This window comes from Sulfitobacter sp. M85, from assembly GCF_029285915.1.
GTDB classification, from domain to species: domain Bacteria; phylum Pseudomonadota; class Alphaproteobacteria; order Rhodobacterales; family Rhodobacteraceae; genus Sulfitobacter; species Sulfitobacter faviae.
The window spans coordinates 299,180-313,316 of record NZ_JABECQ010000001.1 but is presented as its reverse complement, the minus strand read 5'-3'; the positions used below and the strand labels follow the sequence as shown (position 1 = coordinate 313,316).

Here is a 14,137-nt window from a genome sequence, read left to right as displayed (position 1 = left end):
AAGAAGCGGGCCCTTGGAAAAGCCTCAGTCTTTCCCCACGCGGCTGTTGGACCTGACGCGCAGTCTGCGTCGGGTTGGGCGGGGCGCGACGGGGGTGGATCGGGTCGAACTGGCCTATCTCTCACATCTTTTGACAGAGGACGCGCCGCTTTTTGGAGTAGCGCGCACCGCTTTGGGCTATGTTCTGCTGGACCACGGTGGGATGCGGGGCTTTCAGGATCGGCTTGCGGGGCGCGTTCCTTGGGGGCGGGCGGATCTGCTTTCGCGTCTGCCGCGGGGGCGTACTGTGTCGCTCAGCCGGGCGGAAAGCGACTTGCGGCGTTTGGCGGTCGCGCGCTGCGTTCCGGCCGGGTTGCCCGCGATGCTTGCGCGGCATCTGCCGCCGGGTTTTGCCTATCTGAATGTCGGGCACAGCAATCTGACGGATCGGGTTTTGGGCGCCGTGAAACAGGCGCGGGGGCGAAGTGCCGTTCTGATCCATGACGTGATCCCATTGGAATATCCCGCCTATCAACGCCCCGGCACTGTCGCGCCGTTTCGGGCCAAGATCGACCGGGTGAGCGCGCAGGCCGATCTGGTGATTTACAACTCACAAGACACGCGGCAGCGCAGCGAGGCGCAGATGCGGGGGCGGATACCGCCCTCCGTGGTCGCACATCTGGGGGTCGACCTGCCCGACCCCGATGCTGGTGAATTGTCTGCGGGCCTGCCGCCAAACCGTCCCTATTTCGTCGTTGTGGGCACAATCGAGCCGCGCAAGAACCATGGTTTCTTGCTGGACCTCTGGCAGCAGATGGACCCGGACGCGCCGCTTTTGCTGGTTTGCGGCGCGCGGGGGTGGAACAACAGCGCGGTCTTTGACCGGCTAGGTCGGCTGCCACCCAATGGTTCTGTGCGAGAGCTGCCGGGCCTCAGCGATAAAGCTCTCGCAGCAATGGTGCAGGGCGCGGCGGGGATGCTTTTCCCCAGCCATGCAGAGGGGTTTGGCCTGCCCCCGGCAGAGGCGCTGAGCCTTGGAACGCGTGTTTTATGCAACGATTTGCCGGTCTTGCATGAGGTCTTGGGCGACAAAGCCGTTTACGCGCCCCTGAGCGAACCCTATTCATGGATCAGAATAATCGAAGAATGGGCCGCATCTGTGCCAGACCCGCGCCCAGCGACGACTTTTATCGCGCCAACATGGGCCGAACACTTCAAGACAGTGTTAAAGTCGACGTGATAGCGCGGTAGAGGGGCGGTCAGACGCGATAGGTAAGGGGCGGTTTGGGCTTAATACAGTCATATCGGTTGCGGCTGCAACGCAAGCGCTGGCGCATCCGCGCCTTCCGCAAGCGGCGCGAGTTAACCTCTGTGGCGAACCGGACGGCGCAGATCAAAGCTGACGATATTCTGCTGTTCTGCACGCAGCGCAACGAAGCGATCCGGCTGCCCTATTTCCTGAAATACTACCGCGAGATGGGCGTCGGGCATTTCTTCTTTGTCGATAATGACAGCGACGATGGCGCGCTCGACTATCTGGCCAAGCAACCCGATGTCTCGGTCTGGAGCGCCAAGGCCAGCTACAAACGCGCCCGCTTTGGGGTGGATTGGCTGAACTGGTTGCAGATGAAATACGCCCACGGCCATTGGGCGCTGACGGTCGATCCGGATGAATTTTTGGTCTACCCCTTTTGTGACACGCGCCCCCTGCGGGCGCTGACCGATTGGCTCGATGCCTCTTCGATCAAGAGCTTTTCGGCGATGTTGCTGGATATGTATCCCAAGGGGCGCCTTGACGAGGAGCCCTATAAGGCGGGGCAAAACCCGATTGAGATTGCCGCATGGTTCGACAGTGGCAACTACACCATTTCGCGCAACCGGCGGTTTGGGAACCTGTGGATTCAGGGCGGGCCACGGGCGCGGGTGTTCTTTCCCGACGCGCCCGCAAAAGCGCCCGCGCTCAACAAGGTGCCGCTGGTGAAATGGGACCGGCGCTATGCCTATGTCAGCTCGACCCATATGCTGCTGCCGCGCGGGCTTAATCAGGTTTATGACGAATGGGGCGGAGAGAAAGCCTCGGGCGTCCTCTTGCACGCCAAGTTCCTCGACACCTTCGGGGCCAAGGCGGCGGAGGAGTTGCAGCGTAGCGAGCATTACGCGGCTTCTGTCGAATACAAAGCCTATGCTGAACAGCTGAAGGACGACCCGCAGCTTTGGTGCAAATGGTCGGAACGCTATATCAATTGGCGGCAGCTTGAGATCCTCGGCCTCATGTCCAAGGGGAACTGGGCATGAGCGTCGGGATCGTCATGTTGGTGCACAACGCTTTTGACCGGGCCGAGCAGGTCGCGCGGCATTGGGCGGCGGCGGGCTGTCCGGTGGTGATCCATATCGACAAGGCGGTGCCCCGGCGGGCGCATGATGCCTTCGTGGCGGCGCTGTCGGATCTCAAGGATGTCTGCTTTAGCCCGCGCAAACGCTGCGAATGGGGCACTTGGGGGATCGTTGCCGCCTCTCAGGGGGCGGCGGAGATGATGCTCTCGCGCTTTCCCAAGGTACGCCATGTCTATCTGGCCTCCGGCTCTTGCTTGCCGCTGCGCCCGGTGCAGGAGTTGATCGACTATCTTGAGGACCGCCCCCAGACCGACTTCATCGAAAGCGCCACCACGGCGGATGTGCCTTGGACCGTGGGCGGGCTGGATGCAGAGCGGTTTACCCTGCGCTTCCCCTTTTCATGGCGGCGCAATCGCTATCTGTTCGACCGCGCGGTCGAGATGCAGCGCCTGCTGCGGTTGAAACGTCGGATGCCGCGCGGGATCGTGCCGCATATGGGCTCGCAATGGTGGTGCCTGACCCGGCGCACCCTGTCGGCGATCTTGCAAGACCCCGACCGGCCCACCTACGACAAGTTCTTTCGCCATGTTTGGATCCCGGACGAAAGCTATTTCCAGACCCTTGCACGGCTCTATTCCAGCAAGATCGAAAGCCGGTCGCTGACCCTGTCTAAGTTCGATTTTCAGGGCAAGCCGCATATCTTTTACGACGATCACCTCCAGCTTTTGCGCCGCTCGGATTGTTTCGTGGCACGCAAGATTTGGCCTCATGCGGACAGGCTCTATGATGCCTTTCTGACCGACCCTGCCGGCGCGATGAAAAAGACCGAGCCGAACCCCGGCAAGATCGACCGCATCTTTGCCAAGGCGGTGGAGCGGCGCACCCGGGGCCGTGCGGGGCTTTATATGCAAAGCCGTTTTCCCAACGAGGATTGGGAGAATGGCGTCACCGCCGCGCCCTATTCGATGTTTCAGGGCTTTACCGAGATTTTCGAGGATTTCGAACATTGGCTCAGCCGGGCCAGCGGGGCGCGCGTGCATGGGCATCTCTTTGCGCCCGACCGGGTGCATTTCGCGGGCGGGGAAACCGCGCTGAATGGTGCGTTGTCGGATAACCCGGTGCTGCGCGATCACAATGCCAGTGCGTTCTTGACCAATCTGATTTGGAACACCCGGGGCGAGCGTCAGTGCTTTCAGTTCGGCCCGATGGACAATCAAGACATCAACTGGCGTGTGGCCAAAGACCCGAATGCGCATATTTCGGTGATCACCGGCGCTTGGGCGGTGCCTCTGTTCCGCTCGAACCTTGATTTCGCAGATATCCGCCGTCTGGCCGCCAAGTTGCAAAAGACGGAAAGCACGCATTTGGATGTACTGAATTCGCCCTATACCAAGGCGCGTGTGCGGGTCTGGACCATGGCCGATTTCATCGAAGCGCCGATGGAGCCTTTGCAAGATATCCTTGACGAAATTGGGCGCCCCCGTCTGCGCCGCCTGTCAGAGGCGCCGCGCATGGTTGATCTGAACGGCTTCGGCCAGTTCCTCCAGAATCTCAAGAACCAAGGCATGCACCCCTATCTGGTCGGCGATTTCTCGGTGGCCCAAGGGGGCAGCGCCGATGCCAAACCTTCCCCCAAACCCTATCTGGTGAAATAATCCATGCGCGACAAATTCGACAGTTTCGTGGTCTTCGCCGAGATGCGGACCGGGTCCAACTTCCTAGAGGCGAACTTGAACGCCTTTGCCGGGATCGCCTGTCATGGGGAGGCGTTCAACCCTTTCTTCATAGGGTATCCCAAAAGCGAGCCCATCCTTGGCGTTGATCAGGCCACGCGGGACGAAAACCCCAAAAAGCTGCTGGCGGAGATCCGGGGGCAGCAGGATGCTTTGGGCGGCTTCCGCTATTTCCACGACCACGATCCGCGTGTTTTCGATGAGATCATCGAGGATCAGCGCTGCGCCAAGATCGTGCTCACGCGCAACCCGGTCGACAGCTATGTCAGTTGGAAGATCGCGCAGGCCACCGGGCAGTGGAAACTGACCGATATGAAGGCGCAGAAGGTGGCGCAGGCCGTCTTCGATGCCGATGAGTTCAGCGCCCATTTGGATGCCCTCCAGCAGTTCCAGATCACGCTGCTGAACCGTTTGCAAACTTCCGGCCAGACGGCATTTTATGTAGCTTACGAAGACCTGCAAAGCGTTGAGGTGATGAACGGGCTTGCACGCTATCTTGGCGTGGATGAGCAGTTGGAGGGGCTGGACAAGAACCTCAAGAAACAGAACCCCAGCCCGATCTCGGCCAAGGTCAGCAACTATGACGAGATGCTGGAGGCGCTGGCGCGGCTCGATCGTTTCGATCTGACCCGCACCCCAAATTTCGAGCCACGGCGCGGGCCGAACGTGCCCTCTTATGTGGCGGCGGCGACCAGCGGCTTGATCTATCTGCCGATTAAATCCGGCCCGCAGGATCAGGTGCTGGACTGGCTCGCCGCCCTCGATGGCGTCCCGCGTGAGGCGCTGCGCGGTAAGATGTCGCAAAAAGAGCTGCGGCAGTGGAAACGCAAAATGCGCGGGCATCGCGGCTTTACCGTGCTGCGCCATCCCGCCCTGCGCGCGCATGATGCCTTTTGCCGCCATATCCTGACCACGGGGGAGGGCAGTTACCGCCAGCTGCGCAACACGCTGATGCGCCGCTACAAGGTGCCGCTGCCAAAGGATGGCCCCGACGCCGAATATGATCGAGACGCGCATCGCGCAGCCTTTGTTGCCTTCCTCAAGTTTCTCAAAGGCAATCTGGCCGGGCAAACTTCGATCCGGGTGGATGCTGCATGGTGTTCTCAGGCCCAAGCCATTGCGGGGTTCGGGGCGTTCTGCCTGCCCGACCGCATCCTCCGCGAAGAGGAGTTGGCCAGCGAACTCCCCGCTCTGGCTGCGGGGCAGGGCCATGCCACCGTCCCCGCCGTGCCCCAGATGGTGGAACCCGGCCCCTTCACGCTCGGCGATATCTATGACGATGAGATCGAGGTCCTGACGGCGGAAGCTTATCAGAAGGATTATATGACCTTCGGCTTTTCGCGCTGGCGGTGAGGGGTACAGGCTAGATTGACCTTGCCGGTTCTGACGTAAACTGGAACAACAGGGCATCTTGAGCATCCCGCCAAAGGTCGCGCCGTGAGTTTCCTGTCTGTCACCTCTGTTCCCCGGCTGCGGTGGAGTTCGCCGAAAGCCTTCACGCTCAGGCCGCCATTGGCCTCGATGGTGTTTCTGGTTCTGGGACTGGTGATGTTTGGCTTGGGCGAGGCGCTTTTGGTCACTGCGGGCGTCGGCGTCAGCCCTTGGACCGTCTTCGCCGAAGGGGTGACCCGCATCACGGGGTGGAGCCTTGGCTTTGCGACCTTCCTGATCAGCGCCGTGGTTCTTTTGCTCTGGATCCCGCTGATGCAGACGCCCGGTATCGGCACCATTCTGAACGCGGTGATCGTGGCGCTGGTGCTGGAATATGCGCTGCCGATCCTGCCCCACTTCGACAGCTATCTGGCGAATGCTGTGCTGGCGCTGACCGGCGTCTTCGTGACCGGCTTTGGCGGCGCGATCTACCTTGTGGCAAACCTTGGCCCCGGGCCGCGGGACGGGTTGATGACGGGGCTGCAACGGGTCACCGGGAAACCCATCGCGCTGGTCCGCATGAGCATCGAATTGTCCGTCGTCGCCATCGGCTGGGCCTTGGGCGGCACCCTGGGCCTCGGCACGCTGCTTTTCGCGGTGGGGATCGGCCCGGCCATGGCGATTGGGATGCAGATTCTGCAACTGCGCAGCGTGGCCCGCTAGGCGGCAGCGCGCGGGTTGCGCTAGGTGGCCCGTGCAAAAGGCTGAAATCCGCTTTTTCCTGAAACGACCCCACCGCATACTGCGGTATACCGTCGACCTTCGCCGCCTCTTCCGCTATCAGGGCAGCAAATGCAGCAATTTGGAGCAATCATGTCCGATATCATCTACACCAAAGTTGACGAAGCGCCGGAGCTGGCCTCTGCCTCGCTGTTGCCGATCATCAAAAAGTTCGCCGAAGCCGCTGGTGTGAGCGTCGGCACCAAAGACATCAGCCTAGCAGGCCGCATCCTCGCGACCTTCCCTGAGCACCTGACCGAAGAACAGCGTCAGTCCGACGATCTGGCCGAGCTGGGCCGTCTGGTGAAGACGCCCGAGGCCAATGTCATCAAGCTGCCGAACATCTCTGCCTCCGTGCCGCAGCTGGTTGCCGCGATCAAAGAGCTTCAGGCCCAAGGCTACGCGCTACCCGACTACCCCGAAGAGCCGAGCACAGACGAAGAAAAAGCTGTGCGCGCCAAATATGACGGCATCAAAGGCTCCGCCGTGAACCCGGTCCTGCGCGAAGGCAACTCCGACCGCCGCGCGGCCAAGGCCGTGAAGAGCTTTGCCCAGTCCAACCCGCACCGCATGGGGGACTGGACCGCCGACAGCAAGACGCATGTCTCGTCGATGTCCGGCAATGATTTCTTCTCCAACGAAGTATCCGCCACGCTCGACGCCGCCAGTGGCGCGAAGATCGTGCTGGAAACGGCGGATGGCGAGAAGGTGTTGAAAGACGGTCTGGACTATCCCGCCGGCACCGTGGTCGACGCGACCTTCATGAGCGCCGCGGCGCTGAAAGACTTCCTCAGCACCCAGATCGAAAAGACCAAGGAAGAGGGCATCCTCTTCTCGCTGCACCTCAAGGCGACGATGATGAAGGTCTCTGACCCGATCCTTTTCGGCCACGCGGTCAAAGCCTATCTTGCGCCGGTGTTTGAAAAGCACGGGGAAAAGCTGAAAGAACTCGGCGTGAACCCCAACTCTGGCCTCGGCGATCTGCTGGAGCGTGTGAAGGGCGAGAGCGAGATCATGGCCGATATCGACGCCTGCATGGACGCGCGCCCGCCGATGTATATGGTCGATTCCGACAAGGGCATCACCAACTTGCATGTCTCTTCCGACGTGATCATCGACGCCTCCATGCCCGCGCTGATCCGCGCCGGCGGCAAGGGCTGGGGCCCGGACGGCAAAGAGCATGACGCCAACTGCGTGATCCCCGACAACTCCTATGCGCCGGTCTATGACGAGGCGATCAACTTCTTCAAAGAGAACGGCAAGCTCGACCCGGCGACCGCAGGCACGGTGCAGAACATCGGCCTGATGGCGCAGAAGGCCGAGGAATACGGCTCCCACCCCACCACCTTTGAACTGGCCGAGGCGGGCACCGTCAAAATGATCCTCGACGACGGCACCGTGCTGCACCAACATAAGGTTGAGGCCGGTGACATCTGGCGCTCCTCCTCTGCGCGAAAGGCGCCGATCGAGGATTGGGTCAACCTCGCCATCTCGCGTCAAAAGGCTGAAGGCTGCCGCGCGATCTTCTGGCTGGACGCAAACCGCGCTCATGACGCCGAGCTGATCTCCTACGTCAAGCCCATCCTTGAGGCACAGGGCGTGGCCGACAAGTTCGAGATCATGGCCCCCCGCGAAGCCACCCGCGCCTCGCTTGAGACCATCACCAAGGGCGAGAACACCATCGCGATCACCGGCAACGTGCTGCGCGACTATCTGACCGACCTCTTCCCGATCTTGGAACTGGCGACCTCGGCCAAGATGTTGTCCATCGTGAAGCTGATGAACGGCGGCGGGTTGTTCGAGACCGGGGCGGGCGGCTCGGCCCCCAAACACGTGCAGCAGCTGGTGGAAGAGAACCACCTGCGGTGGGACAGTCTTGGCGAATTCTGCGCCCTTGGGGAGAGCCTGAAGTTCCTCGCCGATGCCCGTGGCAACGAAAAGGCGCGCGTGCTGGGCGATGCCGTGGAAACCGCGACGCAGGGCATCCTCGACCACGGTCGTTCCCCTTCGCGCAAGGTGGGTGAGCCCGACAACCGCGACAGCCACTATTGGTTCGCGCGCTACTGGGCCGAAGCTGTCGCCGCGCAGAGCGATGACGCGGAGCTCGCCGCAGAGTTCGCGCCCATCGCAAAGGAACTGGCTGCCAAAGAAACCGACATCCTGTCCGAGCTTGCCGCGGCCCAAGGCACGGCTGTCGATCTGGGCGGCTACTACCACACCGACGCGGAGAAAACCGCCCGCGTGATGCGCCCCTCCGAGACGCTGAACGGCATCATCGGGTAACTCGCCTGATACAAAAAAAATCCGCCGCGTCGCTGGTTAAGCGACGCGGCGGATTATCGTTCTAAGACCCGGCAGCGGGGCAGAGGCTACACGCACCCCTACACCCCCTCAAAAATCCAAATTCTCCACGCTCAGCGCGTTCTGCTGGATGAACTCGCGGCGCGGCTCCACCACGTCGCCCATCAGCTTGGTGAAGAGATCGTCGGCCTCCGCCATATCCTCCACGCGGACCTGCAGCAGTGTGCGTGCGTCGGGGTCGAGGGTGGTTTCCCACAGCTGGTCGGGGTTCATCTCGCCCAGACCCTTGTAGCGCTGCAGCGACAGGCCTTTCTCGCCCTCGGCAAGGATCGCGTTGAGCAGGTCCATGGGGCCATAGATCATCTGGCTGCGGTCCTTGCGGATCAGCTTGGCGGGTTGGTCGTAGACCTCCTGCAGGTGCTGGGTGAAGCTCCCGGATTTCTTCGCCTCGCCTGAGCGCAGCATGCGGCCGTCGAGGGTGCGCACCTCCTCCACGCCGCGCAGGATGCGGGCGAGGCGGATGCCGTGGTCTTGGGTGATGCGGCCCTGCCAGCCGCGCTCATATTCCAACGCGATCAGGTTCAAACGGTCGGCGACCTTGTCGGCCACGCCCTGCAGGTCGCTGTCCACCGCGCCCTCGACGAAGGCACCGGCGATGGCGGCCTGTTCGAGGATGTGGCGCGGGTAGTGGGTCGGGAAAGCCTCCAGCACGCGTTTCAGCTGGCGGGCCATGTCGACCACGCGGGTGAGGTCTTGGCCGGTGATTTCTTCGCCGTTGCCTTGGCGCAGCATTGCGCCGTCGACACCCTGCTGGATCAGGTAGTCCTCCATCGCGGCCTCATCCTTGAGGTAGACCTCGGACTTGCCGCGCGAGACTTTGTAGAGCGGCGGCTGCGCGATGTAGAGATGGCCGTTCTCGATAAGTTCGGGCATCTGGCGGTAGAAGAAGGTCAGCAAAAGCGTCCGGATATGCGCGCCGTCAACGTCGGCGTCGGTCATGATGACGATCTTGTGGTAGCGCAGCTTGTCGATGTTGAACTCGTCGCGCCCGATCCCGGTGCCGAGCGCCATGACGAGGTTGCCGATCTCTTGGCTGCCCAGCATCCGGTCGAAACGCGCGCGTTCCACGTTGAGGATCTTACCCTTCAGCGGCAGGATCGCCTGCGTCTGACGGTCGCGCCCGGTCTGGGCCGAGCCGCCCGCGCTGTCCCCCTCGACGAGGAAGACTTCGGTCTTGGCCGGGTCTTTCTCCGAGCAATCCTTGAGCTTACCAGCGAGGAAGTTGACGTCCATCGCCGTCTTGCGCCGGGTCAACTCGCGCGCCTTGCGGGCCGCCTCGCGGGCCTGTGCGGCCTCCAGGATCTTGCCGACGATCTGCTTGGCCTCATTGGGGTTCTCTTCGAACCATTCGGCGAGACGCTCGTTCATCAGCCCCTCGACCGCCGGGCGCACCTCCGACGAGACCAGCTTGTCCTTGGTCTGTGATGAGAACTTCGGATCGGGCACTTTCACCGACAGCACGCAGGTCAGACCCTCGCGGGCGTCGTCGCCGGTGAAGCTGATCTTCTCCTTCTTGGCGATGCCGCTGGTCTGGGCATAGGCGTTGATGGTGCGCGTCAGCGCGCCGCGGAAGCCCGCCATATGGGTGCCGCCGTCGCGCTGCGGGATGTTGTTGGTGAAGGGCAGCACCGTCTCGTGGTAGCTGTCGTTCCACCACATGGCGACCTCGATGCCGATGTCGTCCCGCTCCCCGGTGATGAAGATCGGCTCGTCCATGACCGCATGCTTGTGCCGGTCGAGGTATTTGACGAATTCCTTCACGCCGCCTTCGTAGTAGAGCTCGGTTTGCAGCGGCTCGACGGGGCGTTCGTCCTTCAGGATGATGCGCACGCCGGAGTTCAGGAAGGCCAGTTCGCGCAGGCGCTTTTCCAGCGTCTCGAAGCTGTATTCGAGGTTGGAGAATGTCTCGGTCGAGGCCATGAAACGGACCTCGGTGCCAGTGCGGTCGGTCTCGCCCACGACTTCGAGGTGCTTGGTGGTGAAACCGCCCTCAAACCGCGCGATATGTTCTTTGCCCTCGCGCCAGATGCGCAGTTCCAGCCAGTCCGAGAGCGCATTCACGACCGAGACGCCGACCCCGTGCAGACCGCCGGAGACCTTGTAGGAATTACTGTCGAACTTCCCGCCCGCGTGCAGCTGGGTCATGATGACCTCGGCCGCCGAGACGCCCTCTTCCTCATGGATGCCCACGGGGATGCCGCGACCGTTGTCGCTGACCGATACGCTGGAATCCGCGTGGATCGTGACCGTCACCGCGTCGGCGTGACCGGCCAGTGCCTCGTCGATGCCGTTGTCCACGACCTCGTACACCATGTGGTGCAGGCCCGAGCCGTCATCGGTGTCCCCGATATACATGCCGGGGCGTTTGCGAACAGCCTCCAACCCTTTGAGAACCTTGATGGAATCGGCACCGTATTCCTGTGGTGTCAGATCAGTGTCGGACATGCGGAGAAAACCCTTATCGTTTGCCCGATTTATAGTGGTTTGGCAGGGGATTGTCACGCGAATGACACAAGATTTTGTGTCAGGCGAAGGGGACGATCAGGCCCACGAAAACCAGCATCGCGCCGGAGATCAGATTGATCCGTCGCAGGGTGCGCGGAGCGGTCAGAAAGCCACGCAGATGGCCCACTAGGAGGGCGATCACGAGGTTGCCGACGAGCGGCACGATGACCGAGGCGGCGAGGATCAGCCCGATGTCGGGGGCGGTGACCGCGCGCAGGTCGAAAAAGCCGGGCAGCACGCCCATGTAGAACAGCACCGCCTTGGGATTGCCGAGGATCGCGATGAGCCCGGCGATGAAACCGGGCCACATGCCGGGGCGGGTGAGGCGGCTGTCGGTGTCGATCTTCGCGCCCGCCTGCCGGATCAGGCTCAACCCCGTGGCGATGAACACCAGTGCAGCGGTCCAGCGCAGCACCTCCATAAGCGTGTCGAAGGCCGAGACGATCCAAGTAATCCCCAGCACCGCCACCAGTGGCCAGAGCATGTCGCCGATCGCGACACCGAGCGCCAGCGGCCACGCCGCTTGAAACCCGCCCGAGAGTGCCCGGGCCATCATCGCCAGCCAGACCGGGCCGGGGGTGAGAAACAGGATCAGCAGCGCGCCGCAGTAAAGAAGCAGGTCGGTGGGCGAGAGGGTCATGGCTGACGCACCACTTGCGACAGGCCCTCATCCTCGGTCACTTCCACATATTGCGCGCGGTCCCCAAGGCTGTCGAAAAGCTCCGGCCCCGTGCCGGTCATCCAAGCCTGCGCGCCGAGCGCCGTGATCTCGTCGTAAAGCGCCGCACGGCGGCCCGCGTCGAGATGCGCGGCCACCTCGTCCAGCAGCAGGATCGGCGGCGCGCCGAAATCGGCGGCGATGGCGCGGGCATTGGCGAGGATGAGCGAGACCAGCAGCGCCTTCTGCTCCCCGGTGGAGCAATCCCGCGCGGCGATGCCCTTGGCGGCATAGGTGCCTTCCAGATCGGCGCGGTGAGGGCCGATCAAAGTTCGCCCGGCGGCGACATCGCGCATCCGGTTGTCCGACAGCGCCCGGCGCAGCCCCTCGGCACTGTCGGGCATGTCGTTTTGGAGCATCAGCGTGGCGATGGGGAAGGCGGTCTGCGCCTCCTCCTGCGCGCTCGCGAGGGCCGTGAGGGCCTGTTGCCGGTTGGCATGGATCTGCGCCCCGGTCTCGGCCATGCGGTCTTCGAGGGCGGCGTACCACGCGGGCTCGCGCACCATGTCCTTCAGCAGACGGTTGCGCTCGCGCATGGCCTTTTCATAGCTCAGCGACAGTTCAGCGTGATCGGGCAGCATCGACAGGGTCACCCGGTCAAGAAACCGCCGCCGCCCCTCGGCGCCTTCGGTCCAGAGCCGATCCATCGCGGGAATGAGCCAGAGCACGCGGGCAATGCGGCCAAGCGCTGTCTGGGCCGCGGCTTTGCTGTCGATCTTGGTCTGCCGGGCGGCACCGGCTTCGGACCAGATGTCGACCTCATGCATCACGCTCGGCCCATGCAGCAGGCCGGTGATCTTCCAGCCCAAGGCCTCGGGGCGGCGGGCCATGTCCTGCGCGCTGCTGCGCCGCAGCCCGCGCCCGGGGGAGAGAAGCGAAATCGCCTCAATCACATTGGTCTTGCCCGCACCATTGGGTCCGTAAAGCGCGACGGGCCGCGCGTCCACGTCGATCACCGCGCGTTTATGCGAGCGGAAATGCGAGAGGCCGAGATTGGAAAGATACAGCTGCGCCATTCAAAGCCCGTTTTCTTTGAAAGAAAACGGCGCGGGAATTTCAAAAATTCCCGCCCAAGTCACACGCGCATCGGCATGACGACGTAGACTGCCGAAGTGTCGGTGCCTTCGCGCATCAGGGTCGGATCGCCCGAGGAGTTGAACAGGAAAACGGCGTTCTCGCGGTCCACTTGGCTTGCGATTTCCAACAGGTATTTCGCGTTGAAGCCGATTTCGAGACGCTCGTCGCCGTAAGCCACGGCAAGCTCTTCTTCGGCAGCACCGCTGTCGGGCGCGTTGACGGACAGCACCAGACGGTCTTCGTCCAGTTGCAGTTTCACGGCGCGCGAACGCTCGGAAGAAACGGTCGCCACGCGGTCCACCGCGCGGGCGAAATCGGCGGCGTCGACTTCCATCTTGCGGGTGTTCCCCTGCGGAATGACGCGGGTGTAGTCGGGGAAGGTGCCGTCGATGACCTTCGAGGTCAGGGTGATGGCCGGGGTGGCGAAACGGATCTTGGTCTCGGACACGGACACCGCGATTTCCATCTCGTCATCGTCGAGTAGTTTGCGCAGCTCGCCCACGGTCTTGCGCGGGACGATCACGCCGGGCATCTCAGACGCCCCCTCGGGCATCCCAGCGTCGATCCGGGCCAGACGGTGACCGTCGGTGGCCACGCAGCGCAGCGCCTTGCCGCCCTCGGCATCCGCCACATGCAGGTAGACCCCGTTGAGGTAATAGCGCGTCTCCTCGGTGGAGATGGCGAATTTCGACTTGTCAAACAGGCGGCGCAGCACCGGGGCCGGGGCCGAGAAGTTCGAGGCATATTCCGAAGACGCCATGACGGGGAAATCCTCGCGCGGCAGGGTGGCCAGCGAGAAGTTGGAGCGGCCCGCTTCGACCGTCAGGCGGCCAGCAGCGGTGTCGGCGGTGAGGCTGATCAGCGCGCCGTCGGGCAGCTTGCGCACGATTTCATGAAGCAGCGTGGCCGAAACGGTGGTGGCGCCTGCGCGCTCCACTTGGGCGGCGACCTTGTCGACCACCTCGATATCCAGATCGGTGGCGCGGAAGGAGACATCGCTGCCCTCGGCCTCGATCAGCACGTTGGCGAGGATCGGAATGGTGTTGCGGCGCTCGACCACGGATTGGGCTTGCGAAACGGCTTTGAGCAGTGCCGCGCGTTCGATGCTGAATTTCATATGCCTTCTCCCATACCGACTGCCGGGAGAGGCAAACTACCCGGTTCCCACGCTTACACAAGAACTTTTGTGGCTTTGTTGAAGTGAATGCAAGAGGGGCGCAAGCTGCGCCCCCGATCACTGTTTGACCGTGTCCTGAGGACAACCCTCAGGCCGCTATGC

The 14,137-nt window shown here is 62.7% G+C and carries 10 protein-coding genes; 6 read left to right on the top strand and 4 right to left on the bottom strand.

What is annotated here, in order from left to right:
• The first annotated feature begins 13 nt into the window (after positions 1 to 13).
• The 6 genes from HKX24_RS01605 (at position 14) to HKX24_RS01580 (ending at position 8,480) form a co-directional block, all read left to right on the top strand.
• Positions 14 to 1,219: a glycosyltransferase family 1 protein gene (locus tag HKX24_RS01605; protein ID WP_271692628.1), complete on the top strand. Its 1,206-nt coding sequence runs from the start codon at positions 14 to 16 to the stop codon at positions 1,217 to 1,219.
• Positions 1,220 to 1,287: 68 nt separating this feature from the next.
• Positions 1,288 to 2,274, top strand: coding sequence for a glycosyltransferase family 2 protein (locus HKX24_RS01600; RefSeq protein WP_271692627.1), 987 nt, complete (start codon positions 1,288 to 1,290; stop codon positions 2,272 to 2,274).
• Positions 2,271 to 3,968 carry a beta-1,6-N-acetylglucosaminyltransferase gene (locus HKX24_RS01595; RefSeq protein ID WP_271692625.1) on the top strand — a complete coding sequence of 566 codons (1,698 nt, stop codon included), beginning with the start codon at positions 2,271 to 2,273 and terminating at the stop codon, positions 3,966 to 3,968. Before HKX24_RS01600 ends, HKX24_RS01595 begins: the two co-directional genes overlap by 4 nt.
• A gap of 3 nt (positions 3,969 to 3,971) precedes the next feature.
• The gene (locus HKX24_RS01590; RefSeq protein ID WP_271692624.1) at positions 3,972 to 5,399 is read left to right on the top strand and encodes a nodulation protein NodH; all 1,428 of its coding nucleotides are present in this window, start codon (positions 3,972 to 3,974) and stop codon (positions 5,397 to 5,399) included.
• A gap of 84 nt (positions 5,400 to 5,483) precedes the next feature.
• Complete coding sequence (locus HKX24_RS01585; RefSeq protein WP_067264229.1) at positions 5,484 to 6,140, top strand: hypothetical protein; 657 nt, start codon at positions 5,484 to 5,486, stop codon at positions 6,138 to 6,140.
• Positions 6,141 to 6,290: 150 nt separating this feature from the next.
• Complete coding sequence (locus HKX24_RS01580; RefSeq protein WP_271692623.1) at positions 6,291 to 8,480, top strand: NADP-dependent isocitrate dehydrogenase; 2,190 nt, start codon at positions 6,291 to 6,293, stop codon at positions 8,478 to 8,480.
• A 108-nt stretch (positions 8,481 to 8,588) separates the two neighbouring features.
• Here the strand turns inward: HKX24_RS01580 and gyrB are convergent, their stop codons facing one another.
• The 4 genes from gyrB to dnaN form a co-directional block, all read right to left on the bottom strand.
• Positions 8,589 to 11,003: a DNA topoisomerase (ATP-hydrolyzing) subunit B gene (gene gyrB, locus HKX24_RS01575; RefSeq protein WP_271692622.1), complete on the bottom strand. Its 2,415-nt coding sequence runs from the start codon at positions 11,001 to 11,003 to the stop codon at positions 8,589 to 8,591.
• 79 nt (positions 11,004 to 11,082) lie between these two features.
• A complete protein-coding gene (locus HKX24_RS01570) occupies positions 11,083 to 11,703 on the bottom strand; it encodes a LysE family translocator (RefSeq protein WP_271692621.1) in 621 nt (206 codons plus the stop codon).
• On the bottom strand, positions 11,700 to 12,797 hold the full coding sequence (gene recF, locus HKX24_RS01565; protein WP_271692620.1) for a DNA replication/repair protein RecF: 1,098 nt from the start codon (positions 12,795 to 12,797) through the stop codon (positions 11,700 to 11,702). Before recF ends, HKX24_RS01570 begins: the two co-directional genes overlap by 4 nt.
• A gap of 59 nt (positions 12,798 to 12,856) precedes the next feature.
• Positions 12,857 to 13,975, bottom strand: coding sequence for a DNA polymerase III subunit beta (gene dnaN, locus HKX24_RS01560; RefSeq protein WP_271692619.1), 1,119 nt, complete (start codon positions 13,973 to 13,975; stop codon positions 12,857 to 12,859).
• Positions 13,976 to 14,137: the final 162 nt, after the last annotated feature.

What these genes read in the sequence shown, in the direction of transcription:
- HKX24_RS01590 (WP_271692624.1), top strand. Translation starts at nt 3,972, where the DNA reads ATGCGCGACAAATTCGACAGTTTCGTGGTCTTCGCCGAGATGCGGACC.
- dnaN (WP_271692619.1), bottom strand. Translation starts at nt 13,975, where the DNA reads ATGAAATTCAGCATCGAACGCGCGGCACTGCTCAAAGCCGTTTCGCAA.
- HKX24_RS01570 (WP_271692621.1), bottom strand. Translation starts at nt 11,703, where the DNA reads ATGACCCTCTCGCCCACCGACCTGCTTCTTTACTGCGGCGCGCTGCTG.
- gyrB (WP_271692622.1), bottom strand. Translation starts at nt 11,003, where the DNA reads ATGTCCGACACTGATCTGACACCACAGGAATACGGTGCCGATTCCATC.
- HKX24_RS01580 (WP_271692623.1), top strand. Translation starts at nt 6,291, where the DNA reads ATGTCCGATATCATCTACACCAAAGTTGACGAAGCGCCGGAGCTGGCC.
- HKX24_RS01595 (WP_271692625.1), top strand. Translation starts at nt 2,271, where the DNA reads ATGAGCGTCGGGATCGTCATGTTGGTGCACAACGCTTTTGACCGGGCC.
- recF (WP_271692620.1), bottom strand. Translation starts at nt 12,797, where the DNA reads ATGGCGCAGCTGTATCTTTCCAATCTCGGCCTCTCGCATTTCCGCTCG.